The sequence below is a fragment of the Pseudomonas sp. MF08875 genome, from assembly GCF_059862525.1.
This window is the reverse complement of sequence record NZ_JCBCUW010000013.1, coordinates 63,933-87,507: the sequence shown is the minus strand read 5'-3', so window position 1 is coordinate 87,507 and position 23,575 is coordinate 63,933. Positions and strand designations below refer to the sequence as shown.

Annotated in this window: 22 protein-coding genes; 10 read left to right on the top strand and 12 right to left on the bottom strand. The window is 64.8% G+C overall.

The features are described 5' to 3' along the window. Positions 1–65: 65 nt before the first annotated feature. From relA to AC19YT_RS09980, 5 genes are all read right to left on the bottom strand, one after another. Complete coding sequence (gene relA, locus AC19YT_RS10000) at positions 66–2,309, bottom strand: GTP diphosphokinase (protein ID WP_095106896.1); 2,244 nt, start codon at positions 2,307–2,309, stop codon at positions 66–68. Between the two features lie 124 nt (positions 2,310–2,433). After that, positions 2,434–3,786: a 23S rRNA (uracil(1939)-C(5))-methyltransferase RlmD gene (gene rlmD, locus AC19YT_RS09995; RefSeq protein ID WP_095106894.1), complete on the bottom strand. Its 1,353-nt coding sequence runs from the start codon at positions 3,784–3,786 to the stop codon at positions 2,434–2,436. Then, positions 3,786–4,688 (bottom strand): cysteine synthase CysM, encoded by a 903-nt coding sequence (gene cysM, locus AC19YT_RS09990; RefSeq protein WP_500610170.1) that lies wholly within the window; start codon positions 4,686–4,688, stop codon positions 3,786–3,788. Before cysM ends, rlmD begins: the two co-directional genes overlap by 1 nt. Before the next feature lie 112 nt (positions 4,689–4,800). Further along, on the bottom strand, positions 4,801–6,162 hold the full coding sequence (locus tag AC19YT_RS09985; protein ID WP_500610169.1) for a sensor histidine kinase: 1,362 nt from the start codon (positions 6,160–6,162) through the stop codon (positions 4,801–4,803). After that, positions 6,149–6,871, bottom strand: a complete 723-nt coding sequence (locus tag AC19YT_RS09980) for a response regulator transcription factor (protein ID WP_500597576.1) — start codon at positions 6,869–6,871, stop codon at positions 6,149–6,151. Before AC19YT_RS09980 ends, AC19YT_RS09985 begins: the two co-directional genes overlap by 14 nt. Positions 6,872–7,073: 202 nt before the next feature. On the opposite strand from AC19YT_RS09980, the gene AC19YT_RS09975 reads away from it, so the two are divergent. The 4 genes from AC19YT_RS09975 (at position 7,074) to AC19YT_RS09960 (ending at position 11,882) form a co-directional block, all read left to right on the top strand. Continuing rightward, entirely contained in the window at positions 7,074–9,827 is a 2,754-nt protein-coding gene (locus AC19YT_RS09975; RefSeq protein ID WP_095106886.1) for a response regulator, read from the top strand. Between the two features lie 137 nt (positions 9,828–9,964). Beyond that, positions 9,965–10,954, top strand: coding sequence for a 2-hydroxyacid dehydrogenase (locus tag AC19YT_RS09970; protein WP_500597578.1), 990 nt, complete (start codon positions 9,965–9,967; stop codon positions 10,952–10,954). An 89-nt stretch (positions 10,955–11,043) separates the two neighbouring features. Then, positions 11,044–11,481 carry a hypothetical protein gene (locus AC19YT_RS09965; protein WP_095106882.1) on the top strand — a complete coding sequence of 146 codons (438 nt, stop codon included), beginning with the start codon at positions 11,044–11,046 and terminating at the stop codon, positions 11,479–11,481. Continuing rightward, positions 11,478–11,882: an META domain-containing protein gene (locus AC19YT_RS09960; RefSeq protein WP_095106880.1), complete on the top strand. Its 405-nt coding sequence runs from the start codon at positions 11,478–11,480 to the stop codon at positions 11,880–11,882. The genes AC19YT_RS09965 and AC19YT_RS09960 overlap by 4 nt, the downstream gene beginning before the upstream one ends. Positions 11,883–11,951: 69 nt before the next feature. On the opposite strand, the gene AC19YT_RS09955 is transcribed toward AC19YT_RS09960, so the two are convergent. Beyond that, the gene (locus AC19YT_RS09955; protein ID WP_095106878.1) at positions 11,952–12,422 is read right to left on the bottom strand and encodes a TlpA family protein disulfide reductase; all 471 of its coding nucleotides are present in this window, start codon (positions 12,420–12,422) and stop codon (positions 11,952–11,954) included. Between the two features lie 107 nt (positions 12,423–12,529). Here AC19YT_RS09955 and arsC point away from each other — a divergent pair, with 107 nt between their 5' ends. The 3 genes from arsC to AC19YT_RS09940 are packed head-to-tail and all read left to right on the top strand — an operon-like array spanning position 12,530 to position 13,885. After that, complete coding sequence (gene arsC / locus AC19YT_RS09950) at positions 12,530–12,883, top strand: arsenate reductase (glutaredoxin) (protein ID WP_095106874.1); 354 nt, start codon at positions 12,530–12,532, stop codon at positions 12,881–12,883. Next, complete coding sequence (wrbA, locus tag AC19YT_RS09945; protein WP_095106872.1) at positions 12,880–13,485, top strand: NAD(P)H:quinone oxidoreductase; 606 nt, start codon at positions 12,880–12,882, stop codon at positions 13,483–13,485. The genes arsC and wrbA overlap by 4 nt, the downstream gene beginning before the upstream one ends. Next, positions 13,478–13,885: a DUF2069 domain-containing protein gene (locus tag AC19YT_RS09940; protein ID WP_095106870.1), complete on the top strand. Its 408-nt coding sequence runs from the start codon at positions 13,478–13,480 to the stop codon at positions 13,883–13,885. The genes wrbA and AC19YT_RS09940 overlap by 8 nt, the downstream gene beginning before the upstream one ends. Before the next feature lie 112 nt (positions 13,886–13,997). On the opposite strand, the gene AC19YT_RS09935 is transcribed toward AC19YT_RS09940, so the two are convergent. Both AC19YT_RS09935 and ttcA read right to left on the bottom strand, forming a co-directional pair. Further along, positions 13,998–14,669: a DNA-3-methyladenine glycosylase I gene (locus AC19YT_RS09935; protein ID WP_500597582.1), complete on the bottom strand. Its 672-nt coding sequence runs from the start codon at positions 14,667–14,669 to the stop codon at positions 13,998–14,000. A 68-nt stretch (positions 14,670–14,737) separates the two neighbouring features. Next, positions 14,738–15,562: a tRNA 2-thiocytidine(32) synthetase TtcA gene (ttcA, locus tag AC19YT_RS09930; RefSeq protein ID WP_500597584.1), complete on the bottom strand. Its 825-nt coding sequence runs from the start codon at positions 15,560–15,562 to the stop codon at positions 14,738–14,740. A 271-nt stretch (positions 15,563–15,833) separates the two neighbouring features. Between ttcA and AC19YT_RS09925 the strand changes: the two genes are divergently transcribed. Continuing rightward, on the top strand, positions 15,834–16,436 hold the full coding sequence (locus AC19YT_RS09925; RefSeq protein ID WP_095106864.1) for a Yip1 family protein: 603 nt from the start codon (positions 15,834–15,836) through the stop codon (positions 16,434–16,436). Between the two features lie 147 nt (positions 16,437–16,583). After that, complete coding sequence (locus AC19YT_RS09920) at positions 16,584–17,078, top strand: SprT family zinc-dependent metalloprotease (protein ID WP_500597585.1); 495 nt, start codon at positions 16,584–16,586, stop codon at positions 17,076–17,078. A 130-nt stretch (positions 17,079–17,208) separates the two neighbouring features. On the opposite strand, the gene AC19YT_RS09915 is transcribed toward AC19YT_RS09920, so the two are convergent. Continuing rightward, positions 17,209–18,390 carry a CaiB/BaiF CoA transferase family protein gene (locus tag AC19YT_RS09915; protein ID WP_500597587.1) on the bottom strand — a complete coding sequence of 394 codons (1,182 nt, stop codon included), beginning with the start codon at positions 18,388–18,390 and terminating at the stop codon, positions 17,209–17,211. Between the two features lie 147 nt (positions 18,391–18,537). Continuing rightward, on the bottom strand, positions 18,538–19,872 hold the full coding sequence (locus AC19YT_RS09910; RefSeq protein WP_095106858.1) for a dicarboxylate/amino acid:cation symporter: 1,335 nt from the start codon (positions 19,870–19,872) through the stop codon (positions 18,538–18,540). Between the two features lie 337 nt (positions 19,873–20,209). Here AC19YT_RS09910 and AC19YT_RS09905 point away from each other — a divergent pair, with 337 nt between their 5' ends. Next, complete coding sequence (locus AC19YT_RS09905; RefSeq protein WP_500597589.1) at positions 20,210–21,205, top strand: AraC family transcriptional regulator; 996 nt, start codon at positions 20,210–20,212, stop codon at positions 21,203–21,205. Between the two features lie 280 nt (positions 21,206–21,485). Here the strand turns inward: AC19YT_RS09905 and AC19YT_RS09900 are convergent, their stop codons facing one another. Together AC19YT_RS09900 and AC19YT_RS09895 are read right to left on the bottom strand one after the other, a co-directional pair. Next, the gene (locus tag AC19YT_RS09900) at positions 21,486–22,832 is read right to left on the bottom strand and encodes an ATP-binding protein (protein WP_095106854.1); all 1,347 of its coding nucleotides are present in this window, start codon (positions 22,830–22,832) and stop codon (positions 21,486–21,488) included. Next, positions 22,829–23,506 (bottom strand): response regulator, encoded by a 678-nt coding sequence (locus tag AC19YT_RS09895; protein ID WP_095106852.1) that lies wholly within the window; start codon positions 23,504–23,506, stop codon positions 22,829–22,831. Before AC19YT_RS09895 ends, AC19YT_RS09900 begins: the two co-directional genes overlap by 4 nt. Positions 23,507–23,575: the final 69 nt, after the last annotated feature.

Here is a 23,575-nt window from a genome sequence, read left to right as displayed (position 1 = left end):
GCGATAGCGGCCGGACTGAAGCACCGCTATCGCGAGCAGGCTCGCTCCCACAGAAACGACCCTTTTTATGGCGTGCGATTACGCCGGGTCTCGATGATGTTGGGCAACTGGGAAATACGCCCCAGCAACCGCCCCAACGCGTCCAACCCCGGGATCTCGATGGTCAGGGACATCAGCGCGGTGTTGTCCTCTTTGTTCGAGCGGGTGTTGACCGCCAGCACGTTGATGCGCTCGTTGAGCAGCACCTGGGACACGTCCCGCAGCAGCCCGGAACGGTCGTAAGCGCGGATGATGATGTCCACCGGGTAAGTCAGCACCGGCACCGGGCCCCAACTGACCTGGATGATCCGCTCCGGCTCGCGCCCGCCCAGTTGCAGCACCGAGGCGCAGTCCTGGCGGTGGATGCTGACGCCGCGGCCCTGGGTGATGTAGCCGACGATGGCGTCCCCCGGCAGCGGCTGGCAGCAGCCGGCCATTTGCGTCATCAGGTTGCCCACGCCCTGGATCTGGATATCGCCGCGCTTGCCCGGTTTGTAGCCGGTGGCCTTGCGCGGGATCAGCTCTAATTGCTCGTTGCCGCGCTCCGGCTCCACCAGTTGCTGGGCCAGGTTGACCAGTTGAGCCAGGCGCAGGTCGCCGGCACCGAGGGCGGCATACATGTCGTCGGCGATCTTCATGTTGGCTTTTTCCGCCAACTTGTCGAAATCCACCTGGGGCAGGCCCAGGCGTGCCAGTTCGCGTTCCAACAGGGTCTTGCCGGCGGCGACGTTCTGGTCGCGCGCCTGCAACTTGAACCAGTGGACGATCTTGGCCCGCGCCCGCGACGTGGTGATGTAGCCCAGGTTCGGGTTCAGCCAGTCGCGGCTCGGGGTGCCGTGCTTGCTGGTGATGATCTCCACCTGCTCGCCGGTCTGCAGGCTGTAGTTGAGCGGCACGATGCGCCCGTTGATCTTCGCGCCCCGGCAGTTGTGGCCGATTTCGGTGTGCACCCGGTAGGCGAAGTCCAGCGGCGTCGCGCCCTTGGGCAGGTCGATGGCGTGGCCATCCGGGGTGAAGATGTAGACCCGGTCGGGCTCGATATCCACTCGCAGCTGTTCGGCCAGGCCACCGATGTCGCCCAGTTCTTCGTGCCATTCCAGCACCTGGCGCAACCAGGAGATTTTTTCCTCGTAGTGGTTGGAACCGGACTTGACGTCGGTGCCCTTGTAGCGCCAGTGGGCGCACACGCCCAACTCCGCCTCTTCGTGCATCGCGTGGGTGCGGATCTGTACTTCCAGCACCTTGCCCTCGGGGCCGATCACCGCGGTGTGCAGCGAGCGGTAGCCGTTTTCCTTGGGGTTGGCGATGTAGTCGTCGAACTCTTTGGGAATGTGCCGCCACAGGGTGTGGACGATGCCCAGCGCGGTGTAGCAGTCGCGCATTTCCGGCACCAGCACGCGCAGCGCGCGCACGTCGTAGATCTGGCTGAATTCCAGACCCTTGCGCTGCATTTTTCGCCAGATCGAGTAGATGTGCTTGGCCCGGCCGCTGATGTCGGCGTCCACGCCCGTGGCCTGCAACTCGTTCTGCAACTGGTTCATCACGTCGCTGATAAAGCGCTCGCGGTCCAGGCGCCGTTCGTGGAGCAAGGTGGCGATCTGCTTGTACTGGTCCGGCTCCAGGTAGCGGAAGGACAGGTCCTCCAGCTCCCACTTGATATGGCCGATGCCCAAGCGGTGTGCCAGGGGCGCGTAGATGTCGAAGACTTCCCGGGCGACGCGGTTGCGCTTTTCGTCGTCGGCGGTTTTCACTGCGCGGATCGCGCACGTGCGTTCGGCCAGCTTAATCAGCGCCACACGCACGTCGTCCACCAGGGCCACGAGCATCTTGCGCAGGTTTTCCACCTGCCCTTGGGTGCCCAGCACCAGGGACTGGCGCGGGCTCAGGCTGGCACTGATGGCCGCCATGCGCAGCACGCCGTCGATCAGCTTGGCCACCACCGGGCCGAAGCGCTGGCTCACGGCCGGGAGCTGGATCTGGCCTTCGCGCACGCCGCGGTAGAGAACCGCGGCCACCAGGGAATCCTGGTCGAGTTTGAGGTCGGCGAGGATCTCCGCGATTTCCAGACCGGTGCGGAAACTCGACGTCCCCTCGGCCCACAGATTCTTCGCCGCGTTGTCTTGTTGCTCAGCCTCACGAGCGAACTCGCAGGCTTCTTTCAAGGCCTGGCGGTCCAGCGCCATATCGACGCTGACCGCATGATCGAGCCATGCCTCGAGATTGATACTGCCGTCGGTGTTGATCGGCTGGTGTGCTCTCACCTGTACCATCTTGCTTACCTTCCCTACGACGCACGTTCAATGCGTCAAAATCGCTGACCTTCGCTACCGTTGCGCCCCCGCTGGGCTGGCGGGGAGCGTGCAACGGCGGGCCAGTCGGACCAGACGAGCCATCCTAGCTCGCTTCAAATAACGCCATGGCCTCGACATGTGCCGTCTGAGGAAACATATCGAGGATCCCGGCACGTTTTAACCGGTAGCCCTGCTTGACCAATTCCTGTGTGTCACGCGCCAGCGTGGCCGGGTTGCATGACACGTACACCACACGTTTGGCACCCAGGGAGGCAAGCTTGCGCACCACCTCAAAGGCACCGTCGCGCGGTGGGTCCAAGAGTACCGCACAAAAGCCTTCGCCGGCCCATCCGGCAGCCGCCAATGGCTGGGATAAATCGGCCTGAAAAAACTTCGCGTTATGCAGATTGTTGTTCACCGCGTTCTGCGCCGCGCGCTCGACCATGGCCTGCACGCCTTCGACCGCGACCACTTCGCGCACCTGCCGGGCCAGCGGCAAGGCAAAGTTGCCTAGGCCGCAGAACAGGTCCAGCACCCGCTCATCCGCCTGCGGCGCCAGCCATTGCAGGGCCTGGGCGACCATGGCGGTGTTGACCGCGGCGTTGACCTGGACAAAATCCCCCGGCCGATAGGCCAGTTCCAGGCCCCAGGGCTCCAGGGGATAGCCCAGGGTCGCGTCCGCGTTCAGCGGTTGCGGCTCGCCGTCGCCGTGCAGCCACAGCTGGGCGTCATGGAAGGTGCAGAATTCCTGGAGGATCGCCAGGTCCGCGTCCGCCAACGGCGCCATGTGCCGCAACAGCACGGCGATGGACGAGCCGCTGAACAACTCGACATGGCCCAGGGCCTGGGGCTTGCTCAGGCGCCGGAGCATGTCGGGCAAGCGGCTCATGATCGGCTGCAAAGGTTGTACCAGCACCGGGCAATCGCTGATGGCGATGATGTCCTGGCTGGCGGCGGCGCGAAACCCGACATCCAGGCGCTTGGCCTTGGCGTCCCAGCGCACGGCCACGCGAGCGCGGCGGCGGTAGCCGAACTCCGGCCCGCTCAGGGGCGCGGCCCACTCCTCGGGCTGCACACCCGCGACCCGGGACAACTGCTCAGCCAACATGCGCTGTTTCAGGGCAAGTTGTTCGGCGTGGGGCAAATGCTGGACGCTGCAACCGCCGCAGCGCCCGGCGTGGGCGCAGGGTTCGGCGCGGCGCAGTTCGCTGGCCTTGAGCACGCGCTCGGCGCGGGCCTCGACCACTTTGCCGTGGGCGCCCAGCACTCGGGCGTCCACCTCTTCACCGGCCAGGGCACCGCTGACGAACCAGGTGCGCCCCTCGACAAAGGCAATGCCACGGCCATCGTTGGCCAGGCGTTCGATGCTCAAGCGCTGCTTCTTGCCGGTAGGAACCTGCGGGGCCTTGGTGCCGCCACTGGGCTGGAAGCGCAGGCCTCTCTCGTGCTTGGCCATCAGTTGGCCGCGTCGAAAATGCCGGTCGACAGGTAACGGTCGCCTCGGTCGCAGATGATGGCCACCATCACCGCGTTTTCCACTTCCCGGGACAGGCGCAACATCGCCGCCACCGCCCCGCCCGAGGACACGCCACAGAAAATGCCTTCCTCGCGGGCCAGGCGCCGGGTCACGTCCTCGGCTTCGCTTTGTGCCATATCGACGATGCGATCGACGCGCTCAGCCTGGTAGATCTTGGGCAGGTATTCTTCCGGCCAGCGGCGGATGCCGGGGATGGCCGAGCCTTCCATCGGTTGCAGGCCGATGATCTGCACACTGGCGCTCTGCTCCTTGAGGTAACGCGAGACCCCCATGATGGTGCCCGTGGTGCCCATGGAACTGATGAAATGAGTGATGCCGCCCTCGGTCTGGCGCCAGATTTCCGGGCCGGTGCTGGTGTAGTGCGCTTCGGGGTTGTCGCCGTTGGCGAACTGGTCGAGCACCTTGCCACGGCCATCGGCTTCCATACGCTGGGCCAGGTCGCGGGCGCCTTCCATGCCCTCCTCCTGGCTGACCAGGATCAGCTCGGCGCCATAGGCGGTCATGGCGGCCTTGCGCTCGGCACTGGAGTTGTCGGGCATGATGAGGATCATCTTGTAGCCCTTGATCGCTGCCGCCATCGCCAGGGCGATCCCGGTGTTGCCCGAGGTCGCCTCGATCAGCGTGTCACCGGCGTGGATCTGCCCGCGCAATTCGGCACGGGTAATCATCGACAGCGCCGGCCGGTCCTTGACCGAACCCGCCGGGTTATTGCCCTCGAGCTTGAGCAGCAGGGTGTTGCTGGTGACGCCGGGCAGGCGTTGCAAACGGACCAGCGGAGTGTTGCCGACGCAATCGGCGATGGTGGGGTACTGCAAGGTCATGGCGTATTCGCAATCCAGACTGCGGGGCGCACATCATACCGGCAAACCGCCACAGGCCATATCACGCAAAGTGTGGTGCTTATGGCATCTGGGAATAAGCGTTGCAGAGGTTTCACCCCACCCGTGCGCGCAATTTCATGTGCACCCGCAGGCCACGCTCGGCGTTTTCCGCCCACAAGCTGCCGCCCTGGCGCTGCACAGCGTTGCGGGCGATGCTCAGGCCCAGGCCGAAACCGCCGTCGCCGGGGCGTGAGCCGTCGAGGCGGATGAAGGGGTCGAACATCCGCTCCAGGTCCTCTTGGGCCACGCCGCCGCCTTCGTCCTGCAACCACAAGTGCCAGTAGTCGCCCTCGCGCTGTGCCGCCAGGCTAACAATGCCGTTGGCCGGAGAATGGCGAATGGCATTGCGCAGGATGTTTTCCAGAGCCTGGGCCAGGGTGTTGAGGTGCCCGCGCACCCAGCAGGAGGCGTCCACCGAGCACTGCAATTGAGCCGGGGGCCAGGCCCGTTCATAGCTGGCGTTTTCGCAGAGCATCTCCCACAACGCCTGGACTTGGATGTCTTCCTCCGGCAACGGTGCGCGCTCGGTGTCGAGCCAGGCCAGTTGCAGGGTGTCATCCACCAGGCGCTGCATGCCGTCGACTTCCCGGCCGATGCGCTCGCGCAGGCGCATCAGGTCTTCTTCGCTTTCGCTGGCCACCCGCAGGCGGCTCAGGGGCGTGCGCAATTCGTGGGACAGGTCACGCAGCAATTGCTGCTGCACTGCCACCGTGCTTTGCAGGCGTTCGGACATCTGCTCGAACGCCCGCCCCAACTCGCCCAGCTCATCGGCGCGGTTGAGGGCCCGCGCCGGCAAACGCGCGCTGAGTTGGTCGGCGCGCCAGGCGTTGGCCTGCTCGCGCAAGGTGTTAAGGGGCAGGATGAGCATGCGGTACAGGCCCACGCACAGCAGCAAGGTGAACAGGCCGGGGATCACGCCGCTGGTAACCACCCGCCAGGCCACGCGGTATTGGCCGGGCAAAAAGCGCTGCGGCAGTTCCATCACCAGGCTGCCCTGGCTGGGGTCGTTGGGGAACGGGATTTTCAGCCAAGGCGCACGGCGGGCGCGGCTGCTCATGGGCCAGTCCAGGCCGCGCAAAAAGGTCATGTGCTGGCTTTGCTGGTGGGTCGGCGGGTAATTGCTCAGGGTTTGCAGGTCGTTGCCGACAACCCCGACCCAGGTGTTTTCCCGCTCGGCCATTTCCAGTTGCCAGGCGTCCAATGCCTCGGCGCCGCTCTTGAGCCAGGCGTGCTCAGCCTCGGCCGCATAGCCACTGAGGGTGACGCGGGCCTCGTCGGAGAGGAACAGGTTGCGCTGCTCCACGTAGCGGCCCCACGACAGGCTCAGCCAGATCATCAGCAAGCAGAAGGCCACCAGCAAAAACGCCAGTTTCCAGAACAGCGAATGCCGGTCCGGCAGGTCAGCCCTTTTCATCGACGGCACTCAAGACGTAGCCCTTGCCCCACACCGTGCGCACTTCGCGCTCGCTGTAGCTGATGGCCTTGAGCTTGCGGCGGATCTGGCTGACGTGCATGTCCAGGCTGCGGTCGTGGGGCGCATAGCCGCGTTGCAGGACGTGCTGATAAAGGAAGGCCTTGCTCAGCACTTCGTCGGCGTTGCGGTGCAGGGTTTCGAGCAGGCGATACTCGCTGCGGGTCAGCCCGGCCCACTGTTCGCCGTAGTGCACGTCGCACAGTTCATCGTCGAAACGCAGGCTCTGCACTTCGCTGTACAGTGGCGCGGGCGGCTGGCGCCGATCCAGGGCGACGCGGCGCAGGATGGCTTCGATGCGCACCCGCAGCTCGGCCATGCTGAACGGCTTGGGCAGGTAATCGTCGGCCCCCAGGCGAAAACCGCTGATACGGTCGGCTTCGGCCCCCAGGGCCGACATCAGGATCACCGGCAGCGTATGGCTTTGGCGCAGGTGGGTGAGCACCGTCAAACCGTTCATGCCCGGCAGCAGGATGTCCATCAGCACCAGGTCGAACGGTGTTTTGCGCGCGATCTCCAGGCCCTCGCTGCCGTTCTGGCACCAGGTCACCTGAAAGCCACAGCGGCCCAGGTGCTCGTGGACATAGGCACCCAGCACGGGGTCGTCTTCAATGGTCAGGATGCGCGGCGGGGCAATAGATATGGGATTCATTGGCCTGTGCAAGTAATTCTCAGTTGGCGATTATTCAAGATTGCCCTCCAAGGAGCAACCTGCATACCCGGACCAAGGCATAACACTTGCACAGGCCACCCGTTAACGGCGTTAATTGGCGGCAATTGCCTGCTAGATCGCCAAGGATGTGTACCAGCATGGCCGCCTACCACTTTTCATACCGCCCCACCGGGAGAGTCGAGTGCTGAAGAAACTGGGGATCAAGGGGCGCATCCTGTTGCTCACGCTGCTGCCCACCAGCCTGATGGCCCTGGTGCTGGGGGGCTACTTCACCTGGATGCAGCTCTCGGACCTGCACACCCAGCTGTTGCAGCGTGGCGAGATGATCGCCGAGCAACTGGCGCCCCTGGTGGCGCCAGCCCTGGGCAGCGACAACAGCGAACTGCTGGAACGCGTCGCCACCCAGGCCCTGGAGCAAAAGGATGTGCGCGCGGTGTCGTTCCTGGCGCCCGACCGCAGCCCACTGGTCCACGCCGGCCCGAGCATGCTCAACCCCGCGCCCAGCGGCAGTAATGGCCACCTGCTGCAAGTCACCGGCAACGATGCCACCCGCTACCTGATGCCAGTGTTCGGCCATCACCGCAACCTGGCCGGCGACCTGATCCCGGACGAATCCGACCGCCTCCTGGGCTGGGTCGAGGTGGAGCTGTCCCACAACAACACGCTGCTGCGCGGCTACCGCAGCCTGTTCGCCAGCCTGCTGCTGATTAGCGCCGGCCTGCTGGGCACCGCGTTGCTGGCGCTGCGCATCAGCCGCACCATCAACCAGCCGCTGAGCCGCATCAAGCACGCCGTGGCCCAACTCAAGGACGGCAACCTGCATACGCGCCTGCCGGCCCTGGGCAGCCAGGAGCTGGATGAGCTGGCCTCGGGCATCAACCGCATGGCCAGCACCCTGCAAAATGCCCAGGAAGAACTGCAGCACAGCATCGACCAGGCCACCGAAGACGTGCGCCAGAACCTGGAAACCATCGAGATCCAGAACATCGAGCTGGACCTGGCGCGCAAGGAAGCCCTGGAAGCAAGCCGTATCAAATCCGAATTCCTGGCCAACATGAGCCACGAAATCCGCACGCCCCTCAACGGCATCCTGGGGTTCACTCACCTGTTGCAAAAAAGCGAGTTGACCCCGCGCCAACTCGACTACCTGGGCACCATCGAGAAATCCGCCGACAGCCTGCTGGGGATCATCAACGAGATCCTCGACTTCTCCAAGATCGAGGCCGGCAAACTGGTGCTCGACAGCATCCCCTTCAACCTGCGCGACCTGCTGCAAGACACCCTGACCATCCTCGCCCCGGCCGCCCATGCCAAGGAACTGGAACTGGTCAGCCTGGTGTACCGCGACACGCCGCTGTCGCTGGTGGGCGACCCGCTGCGGCTCAAGCAGATCCTCACCAACCTGGTGAGCAACGCGATCAAGTTCACCCGCACCGGCACCATCGTCGCCCGGGCCATGCTCGAAGAAGAACACGACGACAGCGTGCAACTGCGCATCAGCATCCAGGACACCGGCATCGGCCTGTCCAACCAGGACGTGCGCGCCCTGTTCCAGGCCTTCAGCCAGGCCGACAACTCGCTGTCCCGCCAGCCCGGCGGCACAGGCCTGGGGCTGGTGATTTCCAAGCGTCTGATCGAACAGATGGGCGGCGAGATTGGCGTCGAGAGCATGCCCGGCGAAGGTTCGGAATTCTGGATCAGCCTGCGCCTGCCCAAGGCCCGCGACGACAGCGAAGACCTGCCTTGCGCGCCCTTGCTGGGGCGCCGCGTGGCGGTACTGGAAAACCACGAACTGGCGCGCCAGGCCTTGCAGCACCAACTCGAAGACTGCGGCCTGGACGTGACCCCGTTCAACACCCTCGAAGCCCTGACCAACGGCGTCACCGGCGCCCATCAGACCAACCAGGCCATCGCCTTGGCCGTGCTGGGCATCACCACCAAGGACATGCCACCGGAGCGCCTCAACCAGCACATCTGGGATCTGGAACACCTGGGCTGCAAAGTGCTGGTGCTGTGCCCCACCACCGAACAAACCCTCTTCCACCTCTCGGTGCCCAACCCCCACAGCCAGTTGCAATCCAAGCCGGCGTGCACCCGCAAACTGCGCCGGGCCCTGGCCGACCTGGTCAACCCGCAGCGCCTGCGCAGCGAGCCGGGGGAGCCGATGTCCAGCCGTGCGCCGAAAGTGCTGTGTGTCGATGACAACCCGGCCAACCTGCTGCTGGTGCAGACCCTGCTCGAAGACATGGGCGCCAAGGTGCTGGCCGTGGACAGCGGCTACGCAGCGGTCAAGGCCGTACAGAACGAAAGCTTCGACTTGGTGCTGATGGACGTGCAGATGCCCGGCATGGACGGGCGCCAGAGCACCGAAGTGATCCGCCAGTGGGAAAACCAGCGCCACAGCACGCCGCTGCCCATCGTCGCCCTCACCGCCCACGCCATGGCCAACGAAAAACGCGCCCTGCTGCAAAGCGGCATGGACGACTACCTGACCAAACCCATCAGCGAGCGGCAACTGGCCCAAGTGGTGCTCAAGTGGACCGGCCTGGCCCTGCGCAGCCAGGGCCAGGAACGCCAGCACGAACACCACGGCCACGCCACCGACCTGCAAATCCTCGACCACGAAGAAGGCCTGCGCCTGGCTGCCGGCAAGGGCGATTTGGCGGCCGATATGCTGGCCATGTTGCTAGCCTCGCTTGAGGCCGACCGCGAAGCCATCCGCATCGCCCGCGAAACCCATGACCAGAACGCGCTGATCGAGCGCGTCCATCGCCTGCACGGCGCCACCCGCTACTGCGGCGTCCCGCAATTGCGCGCGGCCTGCCAGCGCAGCGAAACCCTGCTCAAACAGGAAGACCCCAAGGCCTTTGCCGCCCTGGATGAACTGGATGGCGCCATCTGCCGCCTCGCCAACCAGGCGCGGTTGAGTGCCTGATGGCCCCCCTTGGCCCCCAGTGGGAGCGAGCCCGCTCGCGATGGCGCTGTACCGGGCAACCGAGCCGCTAAATGAACAACCGCTACGGCGAGCAGGCTCGCTCTCACTTGGCCTTCACACGGATAAGGATTCCCCCCATGCGCACCCTCCTCTTCAGCAGCCAAACCTACGACCGCGACAGCTTCCTCGCCGCCGCCCTGCCGCCCGGCGTGGAGCTGCACTTCCAGAGCGCACGCCTGAGCCTGGACACCGTGGCCCTGGCCGCACACCACGAAGTGGTGTGCGCCTTCATCAATGACGACCTCAGCGCCCCGGTGCTCGAACACCTGGCCGCCGGCGGTACGCGCCTGATCGCCCTGCGTTCGGCCGGCTACAACCACGTCGACCTGGCCGTGGCCAAACGCCTGGGGCTGAGCATCGTGCGCGTGCCGGCCTACTCGCCCCACGCCGTGGCCGAACACGCGGTGGCCTTGATCCTGGCCCTCAACCGGCGCCTGCACCGCGCCTACAACCGCACCCGCGAAGGCGATTTCAGCCTCCATGGCCTGACCGGGTTCGACCTGGTGGGCAAGACCGTGGGCGTGGTCGGCACCGGGCAGATCGGCGCCACCTTCGCCAAGATCATGGCCGGGTTCGGCTGCCAACTGCTGGCCTATGACCCCTTCCCCAACCCCCAGGTGCTGGCCCTCGGCGCGCGCTACCTGAGCCTGCCCGAACTGCTGGCCCAGGCGCAGATCATCAGCCTGCACTGCCCGCTCACAGCCCAGAGCAAACACCTGATAAACCGCGACTCCCTGGCCCATATGCAGCCCGGGGCGATGCTCATCAACACCGGCCGCGGCGGCCTGGTGGACACCCCCGCGCTGATCGACGCCCTCAAGGACGGCCAATTGGGCTACCTGGGGCTGGACGTCTATGAAGAAGAAGCCCAGTTGTTCTTCGAGGACCGCTCCGACCTGCCGTTGCAGGACGACGTGCTGGCGCGGCTGCTGACCTTCCCCAACGTGATCGTCACCGCCCACCAGGCCTTCCTCACCCGTGAAGCCCTGGCCGCCATCGCCCAAACTACCCTGGACAACATCGCCGCGTGGGCTGGCGGCACCCCGCAAAACCTGGTCGAAGGCTGAAAGGGCGCGGCCCGCCGGATCGAAGGTCGCACGGGCCAGTCGCCAGATGAGGTCAGCGTGCTAGCATACCGGGCCTATCTGGAGGACCCATGGCCGAACACGATTTCCGCTACACACTGATGAACCCGCAGCACACCCTGACCGAAGTCCGCGCCCTGATGCCCGGCCGCTACCAGGTCACCGGCCAGGGCGGCGCCATCCGGCAGAACGACGTGCTGCTGGTAACCCTCAAGGGCAGCAAAAGCCTGCACATGCGCCTGACCGTCGACAACGTGCGCCACCTGCTCAAGCCCATGGGCCAATGGGTGGCCATGACCCAGGGCCCGGCATTCGGCGAACTGGCGATCCACACCTGGCAGGTCAACTGCGACGGTTGTGCCGCCACCCTGGACTTTGAATTCGCGGTGGACGCCAAGCTCGGCGCCAAGGCGCAAAAACCTGCCGCCACGGCGCGCATCGCCGAACTGGGCTGGAGCAGCGAAGGGGAAAAGCACCTGTGCCAAAAATGCCAGCAGGCTCGCCCATGAAACGTGCGGCCTGGATCGCCGTGTTCGGCGCCAGCCTGCTAGGCTGCGCCGCCGAACCGGTGAAGCTGCAACAGGACCGCAGTTACTTGCTGGAGTGGATCGGCGAAAGGCCGCTGATCGACCGCAGCCACCTGACCATCACCCTCGGCGCCGACGGCCGCGCCTATGGCACCGCCGGTTGCAACCACTGGTTCGCGCCGTACAGCCTGGACGGTGAAAAACTCAGCTTCGGCAAAGTCGGCAGCACCCGCAAACTGTGCGCCCCAGCCTTGATGGAGCAGGAACAACGCTTCCTCAAATCCCTGGAAACCGTACAGCGCTGGGACATCTCGCCCATCGACCAACTGCGCTTCTGGCCCGCCCAAGGCAAACCGCTGCGTTGGTGGTTGGAGGAAAGCTGACAGCAGCGGCAAGCTACAAGGTTGAAGCGCCTTAACTTGCAGCTTGCCGCTAACCGCTCGCAACTGCGCTTAGCTGCCACTTGCGCGTAGCGCTTTGATCTTCGCCAACACGCCTGCGGCGGTTTGTTCGCCCAGCAGTTGTTCGCGCACCTTGCCCTGGTCGTCGATGATGTAGGTCACCGGCAGGGCCTGGCTGCGGGGTACGCCGAAGAATGGCGCGGGGTCTTGGGCCAGTACGGTGAACTTGATACCCAGTTTGTCGCTAGCACTTTTGAGTTCGGCGCCCTGCACGTTGTCGAAGTTGACGCCGAACACTTCCACCGATTGGCCCTTGAGCTGTTCGGCCAGGGCGTTGAGTTCGGGGATTTCGGTGCGGCACGGGGCGCACCATTCGGCCCAGTAGTTAAGCACCAGCCACTGCTTGTCCAAGCGCTCGGCCGCGACCTTGTTGCCCGCCTGATCCACGCCGTAGTCATTACCGCAGCCGCCCAGCAGCAGGGTGCACAACAGCGCCGATGCCGCCGCCAGTCGCCTTGTCATGTGTCGATCCTTAAGCCCGAAAGTGAATATGCCGCACCGCCAAAGGTTCAGGACGCTGCGTCGCGCAGGTAGAATAGCCGCCACCTTACGCAAGATGCGACCCGCACATGACCGATCTGACGCTTTATCACAACCCGCGCTGCTCGAAATCGCGCGGTGCGCTCGAACTGCTCCAGGCCCGGGGCCTTGCGCCCACCGTGGTCAAGTACCTCGAAGAACCGCTCAACGCCGCGCAATTGCAGGGCCTGCTGGGCAAGCTTGGGATCAGCGCCCGGCAACTGCTGCGCACCGGCGAAGACGAGTACAAGAGCCTGAACCTGGCCGACGCCAGCCTGAGCGAGGCGCAACTGATCGCCGCCATCGCCCAACACCCCAAGCTGATGGAGCGGCCGATCCTGGAAACCGCCGACAAAGCCGTGATCGGCCGCCCGCCTGAAGCCATCCTGGAGCTGTTGCCGTGACCGCGCCCTACGTTCTGGTTCTGTATTACAGCCGCAACGGCTCAACCCACGAAATGGCCCGGCAGATCGCCCGGGGCATCGAGCAAGGTGGCCTGGAGGCGCGCCTGCGCACCGTGCCGGCCATCTCCAGCGAATGCGAAGCGGTGGCCCCGGCCATCCCCGCCGAAGGCGCGCTGTACGCCAGCCTCGACGATCTGAAAAACTGCGCGGCCCTGGCCCTGGGCAGCCCGACCCGGTTCGGCAACATGGCCGCGCCGCTCAAATACTTCCTCGACGGCACCAGCAACCTGTGGCTCACCGGCGCCCTGGTGGGTAAACCGGCAGGCGTGTTCACCTCCACCGCCAGCCTGCACGGCGGCCAGGAAACCACCCTGCTGTCGATGATGCTGCCGCTGCTGCACCACGGCATGCTCATCACCGGCCTGCCCTACAGCGAATCGGCGCTGCTGGAAACCCGCGCCGGCGGCACGCCTTACGGCGCCAGCCACCATGCCGGTGCCGACGGCAAGAGCGCCCTGGACGAGCATGAAACAGCCCTGTGCCGCGCCCTCGGCCTGCGCCTGGCGAAAACCGCTGTGCTGCTGGAGAGCGCCCGTGGCTAAGAAGCCGAAAGTCCTGCCCACCATCGAGTGGCTGCAACCGCGTGTGCGCCTGGCGCGCATCTTGAGCCTGGTGTGCTTTTTCGCCCTGGTGGGGGTGCTGGCGCTGTTCTACCTGTGCCTGCTGGACCTGCACGGCGCCCGGCCCTGGGTGATCCTGCTGATCGAACTGGTGCCCTTGCTCATCATGGCCCCCGGCGTGATAAGCGGCAGCCCGCGCGGGCATTCGTGGCTGTGCTTTGTGCTGAACCTGTACTTCATCAAAGGCGCGATCGCCGCCTTCGACCCCAACCGCCAACTGTTCGGCGTACTAGAAATGGCCGCCAGCCTGGCGCTGTTCTGCTCGGCGCTGCTGTATGTGCGCTGGCGCTTCCAGCTCAACCGCCGCTTGGCCGGCGAATAACCCGCCCTGTAGCAAGCGGCCTAGCCCCGGGCGTGGCGACGCTCGGCTGATCCCCGAATCAGGGCTGCTGCGCACCCCAGCGCAGGCGAGCCTGCTTGCTACTGTGGGAACATCAGTGGTTGACGGTGTAGGCCAGCATCATGGAGAGCTGGCACATCGGCCGGCCGCTTTGGGCGTGCCATTGGTTGAAGGCGTCCTGGACGATGGCCAGGTCGCGCAGGCTGGTGGGCACCTTGTCGACGATCTTCTGTGCGTTGAGGGCGGCCACCACGTCGTTGCTGGGCACGAAGGTGTCCTTGCCGACCATGCGCAGGAACCGCGGCGCCGACAACCCGCCCAGTTGATGGCCATGCTTGGCCAGGTACTTCCACAACCCGACGATATCGGTCACCGGCCATTGCGCCAGGAAAGCGCCAAAGCTGCCGTATTCGTGGGCGATGTCCAGCACCAGTTGGGCGTTGCGCGGCACACTCTTGAGTTTGCCCAGGTGGCGGATGATCCGCGCGTCCTGCATCAGCCGCTCCAGGTGCTCGGCGCCCATCAGCACCACTTTTTCCGGGTCGAAACCGAAAAACACCTGCTCGAAGGCCGGCCACTTGGCGTCCACCAAGCTGTGTTTGAGGCCGGCGCGAAACACCCGCAGCGCCAGCGTGGACAGGTAGCGGTCATCGCCGACCTGGCGCAATTGCGCCTCGCTCAGGGGCACCGGCAAATGGGCCTCCAACTGCGCCACCGAACCGAAGCGGTTCAGACAGTATTCGTGCAGCCACTTGTAGTCGCGCATGCCCTCTCCCCAATAAAGAACGGCGCCCGTGAGCGCCGTGAGTCAGCAGTACAGAGCCGGGCCAGCGCTCAAAGGTTCACCACGTTGACGAAACGCGATGCGGCGCTCTCGTCGATTTTCAGGCCAGTGAAGTCAAACAGGTTACGGTCGGCCAATTGCGACGGAATCACGTTTTGCAGGCTGCGAAAGATACTCTCGGTACGCCCCGGGGTCTTGCGTTCCCAGTCCTGGAGCATGTCCTTGACCACCTGGCGTTGCAGGTTCTCCTGGGAGCCGCACAGGTTGCAGGGGATGATCGGAAATTGCTTGAGGTCGGAATAGGCCTGGATGTCTCGCTCATTGCAATAGGCCAGCGGGCGGATCACCACGTTGCGCCCGTCATCGGCGCGCAGCTTGGGCGGCATGGCCTTGAGCGAGCCGTTGAAGAACATGTTGAGAAAGAAGGTTTCGACGATGTCGTCGCGGTGGTGCCCCAGGGCCATCTTGGTCGCGCCGATTTCGTCGGCGAAGGTGTAGAGCGTGCCACGGCGCAGGCGCGAGCACAGCGAGCAGGTGGTTTTGCCCTCCGGGATCAGTTCCTTGACCACCGAATAGGTGTCTTTTTCGACGATGTGGTATTCCACGCCCAGGGTCTTGAGGTAGGCCGGCAGCACGTCTTCGGGGAAACCGGGCTGCTTTTGGTCCATGTTCACGGCGACGATTTCAAACTGGATGGGCGCGACCTTCTGCAGGTGCAGCAGCACATCGAGCATCGTGTAGCTGTCCTTGCCGCCCGACAGGCAGACCATCACCTTGTCGCCGTCCTCGATCATGTTGAAGTCGGCAATCGCCTCCCCGGCCAAGCGGCGCAGGCGTTTTTGCAGTTTGTTCTGGTTGACCGTAAGAGTGCCCATGGCGCTAGGATCCGCGAGGTGGATGACGAAAGGCCGGCATTTTACGCAAAAGGCCGGCACGGCGGAACACACACGCGGCCTGCCAGATGAACCGGCGATTAGCCACCCCTTTTACAGCACGATTTGCTCTAAAGGCCTACGGGCATTGGGCCAAGTCCTTCCTATACTGCGACATAAGGTCGCACACATATTCAGACCTTTACTTACCTGGCCGCTTGGCCCGTAAGCGCTCCGCTGGGGGGCGATGGCAATAACAAAGGAGTGACTGACCATGATTCACCACGTCGTAGGGCTCTTTACCCACCCCGACCAAGAATGGCGGGACATCCGGGGCGATGCCGAAGAAAGCATCAGCCATATGTACCTCACCCACACCTTGATCCTCGCGGCGATCCCCGCGATTTCAGCGTTTATCGGCACCACCCAGGTCGGCTGGGTCATTGGCAACCGCGCACCGGTCATGCTGACCCAGGAAAGCGCGCTGTGGATGACCATCATGTCGTACCTGGCCATGCTCGGCGGCGTGGCCGTAATGGGCGCGTTCGTGCACTGGATGGCGCGCACCTATGACGCCAGCCCCAGCCTCGCCCGCTGCATCGCGTTTGCCACCTACACCGCGACACCGCTGTTCATTGGCGGCCTCGCGGCCCTGTACCCGCACATGTGGCTGGGAATGATCGTCGGCACGGCGGCCATCTGCTACACGGTGTACCTGCTGTATGTGGGGTTGCCGACCTTCATGAACATCCCTTCGGACGAGGGCTTCCTGTTTTCCAGTTCGGTGCTGGCCGTGGGCCTGGTAGTGCTGGTGGCCATCATGGCGTTCACCGTCATTGTCTGGGGCCTGGGCGTCGGCCCCATCTACACCAACTGACGCCGCACCTATAACAACCCCATCGCTGCCAATACCGGCCGCCGCAAGGCGGCCTTCTTTTGCCCGGCAAATGACCGCCCGGCGCCCGGGCAATTCGGAAAGCCCCCGGTTTACGGCATACTCGCAACCTCTGGAGACCCGTACCGCATGCCCGAGCTACTCAACCGCCGCGTCGAAGACTGCTTCCAACAAGCCGAAACCTTTTTCAAACGCCCCTTCAAGCGCCCCGTGGTCAGCCTCAAGCTGCGCGGGCAGAAGGCCGGCGTCGCGCACCTGCACGAAAACCTGCTGCGCTTCAACCCGCAGCTGTACCGGGAAAACAGCGAAGACTTTCTCAAGCAGACCGTGGCCCACGAGGTTGCGCACCTGATCGCCCATCAGTTGTTCGGCGAGCGCATCGCCCCCCATGGCGAGGAATGGCAGCTCATCATGCGCGGCGTGTATGAACTGCCGCCCAACCGTTGCCACACCTATGCCATCAAGCGCCGCAGCGCAACCCGCTACATCTACCGCTGCCCATGCGCCGACAGCGACTTCCCCTTCTCCGCCCAGCGCCACAGCCTGGTGCGCCAGGGCCGGCGCTATTTGTGCCGGCAGTGCCGGCAGACGTTGGTGTTCAGCGGGGAAACGCGGGTGGAGTGAAGCCCGCCCCCACCCTTGAAGGGTGGTGTGGGGGGCATTTTTCCGCTGTGGGAGCGCGCCTGCTCGCGATGGCGGCACTGAGTGGCGGTGGCCAATGGTTAGGGGTAAGACAGTTGCTCCTATATAGGCCCTACCCCACCACGTTGGCGGCCCTTAGCTGGGCGATGCGCTGTTCGCTCAGGCCCAGTTCCGCCAGCACTTGATCGCTATGGGCGCCCACTGCCACGCCGATGTGGCGGGGTTCGGGCAGGGGTTGGGAGAATTTCAGCGGGCAAGCCATTTGGGTTTGGGTGGTGCCATCGGCCCGGGGCACTTCGCAGGTCATTTGCCGGGCGCTGAATTGTGGGTGGGCGAAGGCTTCGCCCAGGCTCAGCACCGGTTCGACACAGGCGTCCACCGCGGCGAACCTTTCACACAACGCGGCGAAGTCGTGTTTTTCGAACTCGATCTGCAATTCGGCTTTCAGCGCCTGCTGCTGTTGCGGCTCGGGCGACAGGCCTCGGGCGGCCAGTTCCGGGCGCCCGAGGGCCACGCACAGTTGCTGCATAAAGGCCGGTTCCAGGCTGCCCACCGACAGCCAGCGGCCATCGCGGCTGCGGTAGTAGTCGTAGAAACTGCCGCCGTTAAGCATCTGCTGCTCCGGGCCCGGCTCCACGCCGCAGGCCAGGTAACCGGCGCCGGCCATGGCATTCAGGCTCATGGCGCAGTCACTCATGCTCACGTCCAGGTACTGGCCCACGCCGCTGTGCTGGCGCGCCACCACCGCCGCCAGCAGGCCAATCACCGCGTGCAGGGAGCCGCCGCCCACATCCGCCAGTTGCACCCCCAACGGCAGCGGCCCGCTGTCGCGCCGCCCGGTGTGGCTAGCGACACCGGCCAGGGCCAGGTAGTTGATGTCGTGGCCGGCGCGATCGCGGTACGGGCCGGTCTGGCCGTAGCCGGTGATCGACACGTAGATCAGCCGTGGGTTGAGGGCCTTCAACGCTTCGTAGCCCAGGCCCAGGCGTTCCATCACGCCGGGGCGGAACTGCTCGATCAGGATGTCGTGCTCGGCCACCAGTTGCCGCACCAGCTCCAGCGCCTCGGGTTGCTTGAGGTCCAGGGCCAGGCTGCGCTTGTTGCGGTTGAGATAGGCGTGGCTGGCAGAGACGCCGCGATCGTGAGGCGGCAGCACCCGCACCAGGTCAACGCGGCTGGGGGACTCGATGCGCAGCACCTGCGCGCCCATGTCCGCCAGCAGCAGCGAGGCGAACGGCCCCGGTAGCAGGGTCGAAAAATCCAGAACCTTGAGGGTTGCCAATGGGCCGGGCATAAGCGTTCTCCTTGAGCGATGCCCCCAAGCCTAGGCAGGCCCGGGCGCGGCGGCAATCACCGTTAACGTCAAGGGCGCTGACCTTTGCGCTCAATGGGCGGCCATGAAAAAACCCGCCGAAGCGGGTTTTTCATACAACCGGTGGGCTTATTTCACGCCACTTGGGGTTGGGCCTTCGGCCACGCCCAGGTCGTCTTCTTCACGGGTGTCGGAGATACCGCGGCCGCCACTAGCCAGTTCGGTTTGCAGCTTGTCGGTGTCCAGCTCCTTGACCCACTTGGCCACCACCAGGGTTGCCACGGCATTGCCCACCAGGTTGGTCAGGGCGCGGGCTTCGGACATGAAGCGGTCGATACCCAGGATCAGCGCCAGGCCCGCCACCGGCAGGTGGCCGACCGCCGACAGGGTGGCGGCCAATACGATGAAGCCGCTACCCGTCACGCCCGCAGCGCCTTTGGAGGACAGCAACAGCACCGCCAGCAGGGTGATCTGGTGGGTGATGTCCATGTGGGTGTCGGTCGCCTGGGCGATGAACACGGCCGCCATGGTCAGGTAGATCGAGGTGCCGTCGAGGTTGAACGAGTAACCGGTCGGAATGACCAGGCCCACCACCGACTTCTTGGCGCCCAGGCGTTCCATCTTGATGAGCATGCGCGGCAGCGCGGACTCGGAGGACGACGTACCCAGCACGATCAGCAGTTCTTCACGGATGTAGCGGATCAGTTTCAGCACGCTGAAGCCGTGGGCGCGGCAAATGGCGCCCAGCACCACTACCACGAACAGCACGCAGGTGATGTAGAAGCAGATCATCAACTGGCCCAGTTGCACCAGCGAGCCCACGCCGTAGGCGCCGATGGTGAACGCCATGGCGCCCAGGGCACCGATGGGGGCGAGCTTCATAATCATGTTGATGATGTTGAACATCACGTGGGCGAAGCGATCGATGAAGTCCAGCACCGGTTTGCCGTAGGCACCCAGGCGATGCAGGGCGAAACCGAAGATTACCGAGAACATCAACACTTGCAGGATGTCGCCGGTGGCGAAGGCGCCGACGATGGTCGATGGGATCACGTTGAGGATAAAGCCGACGATGCTCTGGTCAGCGCCTGCGGTCACGTAGGCCGCGACTTTGGAGGCATCCAGGGTCGAGGCATCGATGTGCATGCCGGCGCCCGGTTGCACCACGTTGACCACCACCAGGCCGATCAGCAGGGCGATGGTGGAGACGATCTCGAAGTACAGCAGCGCGTAGCCGCCGGTCTTGCCGACCGATTTCATGTTCTGCATGCCGGCGATACCGCTGACCACCGTACAGAAGATGATCGGGGCAATGACCATCTTGATGAGCTTGATGAACCCGTCGCCCAGCGGCTTGAGGGCGACGCCGGTCTGCGGATAGAAGTGACCCAGCAAAATACCGATGGTGATGGCTACGATCACCTGTACATACAGGGATTTGTAAAACGGCTGACGAGTCGTCATGGGAAAGATCCTCAACAGCGCCGCCCGGCAGTCATCCAACTGACGGCCACGACACCTAAAGTGCGAACCCTCCTGCACTGGAGGGATTTGTTTTGTCGAGCTGCGCGAAAGCAGACCTCTCACCCTTATCGCAAGCACCGTGCCACTATCGGTAAAACCACTGTAAGCCTTTTCCCACAAGGGTTTCAGGCTCTGAACCTTGACAAAATGCGCAGGCGACAATGGCGGATTTCCGCCCGCCACCCGGTTCTCGCCCTACAATTTGGCGGATTTCCGCCTTGTTCCTCGCGCCATGAGCTGGCTACTATCCGCCCCTCAATGGACGGACCTGCCCCCCATGCGCGAACGCACTATCGCCAGCCATTTCGCCCGCGCCGCCCTGTCCGGCGCACGCCGCCAGGGCCTGGACTGCAACGACCTGCTCCAGGAACTGGGCATCCACCCACAGTGGCTCGACGAGCCACGCGCGCGCATTGCCCCCCAACAGTTCACCGACCTGATCCAACGCCTGTGGCAACGCCTGGACGACGAATACCTGGGGTTCGCCCAGGTGCCGAGCAAACGCGGCACCTTCGCCATGATGTGCCACGCGCTGATCCACTGCCGTAACCTGGAAAAAGCCCTGCAACGTGGCCTGCTGTTCTACAGCCTGTTCCCCGCCGCGCCGCGCCTGCGGCTTGAGCGCGAGGGCGAATGGGTGTGCCTGAGCCTGGATGACCGCGACCTGCGCGACCCGGACCACTTCTTGAGCGAGTCGCTGCTGCTGATCTGGCACCGCTTGAGCAGTTGGCTGATCGGCCAGCGCATTCGCCTGGAACACACCACCTTCAGCTACCCGGCACCCGCCCACGCCAGCGAGTATGAGTTGCTGTTCCCCTGCCCCCACCGGTTCGCCAGCGGCTCCACCCGCCTGGTGTTCCACGGCCGCTACCTGGCGATGCCGCTGTTGCAGGACGAGCGCACCCTCAAGCATTTTCTCGAACGCTCGCCCGCCGACCTGCTGTCGCGCCCCGACGACGGTGACAGCCTGAGCAGCCAGTTGCGGCGCCTGCTCAGCCAGGACAGCCGCCGCTGGCCAGACCTTGAAGCCGTGGCCGCGCACCTGCACATCAGCCCACAGACCCTGCGCCGGCACCTGCGCGAAGAGGGTTCGAGTTTCCAGGCGTTGAAGGATCAGTTGCGCCGCGATATCGCCATCCACCACCTGCGCCGCGCCGACCTGTCGTTGCAACAGATCGCCGAGCATTTGGGGTTTTCCGAGCCGTCGGCGTTTCACCGGGCGTTCAAGAAATGGACCGGCCTGACCCCAGGCGCGTATCGCGAGCAGATGTAGCCAGCGGGTTCGCCCGCGCCGGGGTACGCAGCGGTCCTATCCGGCCGTGCCAGAGGCTTCGCCGCCGAGCGCCGGATCGCCATCGCGGGCAGGCCCGCTCCCACAGTTGAACGGTGGTGTGGGAGGGATGTTCTTTTTGCCTCTTCGGGCCTGCTCGCGATGGCGGCACGCAGTGGCGGTGGCGAGTGGTCGGGGTAAGACCGTTGCGCCTACAGGGAGGAGAGTTGTAACCCAGTTCTGTGCAGGCTGGCCCGCAATGAGGCCCGAAAGCCCCAGCCAATCAACCAACCGCAAAATGAACCCGAAACGCCGCCCCGCCCAGGGGCGAATCGTCCAGGGTCAGGCGCGCGCCGTAGCTTTGGATGATGTCCTGCACCACCGCCAGGCCAATGCCTTGGCCGGGGTGCTGGCGGTCCAGGCGTTCGCCGCGCTGGATCACCCGCGCGCGTTGGTTGGGCGGCACGCCGGGGCCGTCGTCTTCGACCCACAGCTCGGTGCCCGCGTGGGTGTGGCGCACGCTCACCCGCACCTGCGCCACGCAGAGGCGATAGGCGTTTTCCAGCAGGTTGCCGAGCATTTCCAGCAGCGCGCCCTCCTCGATAGGCATGAAACAGCGCTGCGGCAAATCGAAGGTGACGCGCACCGGTTTGTCGCGGTAGACCTTGGCCAGGGTGTCGCACAGGCTTTGCAGCACCGGGCGCAGGCGCACCTGATGGCGCACCAGGCCGCTTTTGCGCAGGCTGGCCCGTTGCAGTTGGTAGCTGATCTGCTGGCTCATGCGTTCGATCTGGCCTTGCAGCACCCGGGCCTGTTCGCGGTTTTGCGGGTGGCGGGCCAGGTCTTCGCTGACGCCTTGCAGCACCGCCAACGGGGTTTTCAGGCTATGGGCCAGGTCGTCGAGGGAATCGCGGTAACGGCTGCGTTGCTCGCGCTCGCTGTCCAGCAAACGGTTGAGGGAGCCGGTCAGGCGCAGCAATTCGCGGGGGTGTTCTTCGCTGAGGCTGTCGCGGGTGCCGCCCTCGATTTCGTCCAGTTCCTGGCTGAGCCGGCGCAGAGCCTTGAGGCCCCAGGTCAGGCCGATCCATAGCAGCGCCAGGAGCACCAGCAAAGCCGCGCCGAAACCCAGGTAGAGGTTCTCACGCAGGCCTTGCAGGGTCAGTTGGTATTCGCGCACCGGTTGCAGGGCAACGATGCTGAACGCCGCGCTCTTGCCGCCGAGCAACTGCACCTCGACGTCATAGACGAAGAATTCCTGGCCGCTGCTTTCGCGGATGCGCTCGAACTCGTTACCGCGCCCGTCGTAGCGCGGGGTGTAGTTGATGTTTTCTTCCTGGGTGGCCCGCGAGCGCCACACCAGGTGCCCCTCGCGGTCGTAGATGTAGCCCAGCAAGCGGCTGTCGGCCAGGTTGAAGCGCTCGTCGGGCAGTTGCGCAGGCATTTGCAGGTGGTTGTTTTCCACCCGCGCGGCGGAGATGAGCGTGGTCACGTCCGAGGCCAGGCGTTGTTCGATGGAGTCCTGCAAGGCCAGGCTGAACGCGCCCTGCATCGCCGGCAGCAAGGCCAGCATGAACAACACGGCCAGGGTGGTGGCCGCCAGCATCAGGCGCAGGCGTAGCGAGCGGATCATCGGCAGCGCTCGGTGAACAGGTAGCCCAGGCCGCGCACGGTGTCGATGGGTTTAAAGCCGTTGGGCGCCTCCAGTTTGCGGCGCAGGCGCCCCACCAGCACTTCGATGACATTGGGGTCGCGATCGTCGTCGTCCGGGTAGAGCTGCTCCATCAGGCGATCCTTGGCCACCACTTGCTGATGGTGGCGCATCAGGTATTCGAGGATGCGGTACTCGTAAGCGGTCAGGCCCAGGGGTTGGTCATCGAGGGATGCCTGCTTACGGTTGAGGTCCAGCAGCAGCGGCCCGGCGGTGATGGTGGATTGGGTAAAGCCGCTGGAGCGGCGCAGCAACGCATTGAGACGCGCCTCCAGCTCCTCGAACTGGAACGGCTTGACCAGGTAGTCGTCGGCCCCGGCGGCCAAGCCTTCGACCTTGTCCTGCCAGTTACCGCGGGCGGTGAGGATCAGGATCGGGAAGCTCTTGCCGGCCGCCCGCAACTGGCGGATCAGGTCCAACCCACCCAGGCCCGGCAGGCCGAGGTCGATCACCGCCAGGTCGTGGTTGAACTGCTCGATCTGGTACAGCGCCTCCTCGGCATTGGCCACGGCCTCGACCACATGGCCGCTGTCGCTGAGCCGGGTGTACAAATGATGGCGCAGCAGCGCTTCGTCTTCGACGACCAGCAGTTTCATGGGGGGCCTCACCTCTTGGACCGATGCACGGGCGCCGGGCGCAGGTGGCCCGGCGCCCGGCGTTGCGAC

Coding starts and splice junctions, on each gene's coding strand:
- relA (WP_095106896.1), bottom strand. CDS start 2,309: ATGGTACAGGTGAGAGCACACCAGCCGATCAACACCGACGGCAGTATC.
- rlmD (WP_095106894.1), bottom strand. CDS start 3,786: ATGGCCAAGCACGAGAGAGGCCTGCGCTTCCAGCCCAGTGGCGGCACC.
- cysM (WP_500610170.1), bottom strand. CDS start 4,688: ATGACCTTGCAGTACCCCACCATCGCCGATTGCGTCGGCAACACTCCG.
- AC19YT_RS09985 (WP_500610169.1), bottom strand. CDS start 6,162: ATGAAAAGGGCTGACCTGCCGGACCGGCATTCGCTGTTCTGGAAACTG.
- AC19YT_RS09980 (WP_500597576.1), bottom strand. CDS start 6,871: ATGAATCCCATATCTATTGCCCCGCCGCGCATCCTGACCATTGAAGAC.
- AC19YT_RS09970 (WP_500597578.1), top strand. CDS start 9,965: ATGCGCACCCTCCTCTTCAGCAGCCAAACCTACGACCGCGACAGCTTC.
- AC19YT_RS09965 (WP_095106882.1), top strand. CDS start 11,044: ATGGCCGAACACGATTTCCGCTACACACTGATGAACCCGCAGCACACC.
- AC19YT_RS09960 (WP_095106880.1), top strand. CDS start 11,478: ATGAAACGTGCGGCCTGGATCGCCGTGTTCGGCGCCAGCCTGCTAGGC.
- AC19YT_RS09955 (WP_095106878.1), bottom strand. CDS start 12,422: ATGACAAGGCGACTGGCGGCGGCATCGGCGCTGTTGTGCACCCTGCTG.
- arsC (WP_095106874.1), top strand. CDS start 12,530: ATGACCGATCTGACGCTTTATCACAACCCGCGCTGCTCGAAATCGCGC.
- AC19YT_RS09935 (WP_500597582.1), bottom strand. CDS start 14,669: ATGCGCGACTACAAGTGGCTGCACGAATACTGTCTGAACCGCTTCGGT.
- ttcA (WP_500597584.1), bottom strand. CDS start 15,562: ATGGGCACTCTTACGGTCAACCAGAACAAACTGCAAAAACGCCTGCGC.
- AC19YT_RS09925 (WP_095106864.1), top strand. CDS start 15,834: ATGATTCACCACGTCGTAGGGCTCTTTACCCACCCCGACCAAGAATGG.
- AC19YT_RS09920 (WP_500597585.1), top strand. CDS start 16,584: ATGCCCGAGCTACTCAACCGCCGCGTCGAAGACTGCTTCCAACAAGCC.
- AC19YT_RS09915 (WP_500597587.1), bottom strand. CDS start 18,390: ATGCCCGGCCCATTGGCAACCCTCAAGGTTCTGGATTTTTCGACCCTG.
- AC19YT_RS09910 (WP_095106858.1), bottom strand. CDS start 19,872: ATGACGACTCGTCAGCCGTTTTACAAATCCCTGTATGTACAGGTGATC.
- AC19YT_RS09905 (WP_500597589.1), top strand. CDS start 20,210: ATGCGCGAACGCACTATCGCCAGCCATTTCGCCCGCGCCGCCCTGTCC.
- AC19YT_RS09900 (WP_095106854.1), bottom strand. CDS start 22,832: ATGATCCGCTCGCTACGCCTGCGCCTGATGCTGGCGGCCACCACCCTG.
- AC19YT_RS09895 (WP_095106852.1), bottom strand. CDS start 23,506: ATGAAACTGCTGGTCGTCGAAGACGAAGCGCTGCTGCGCCATCATTTG.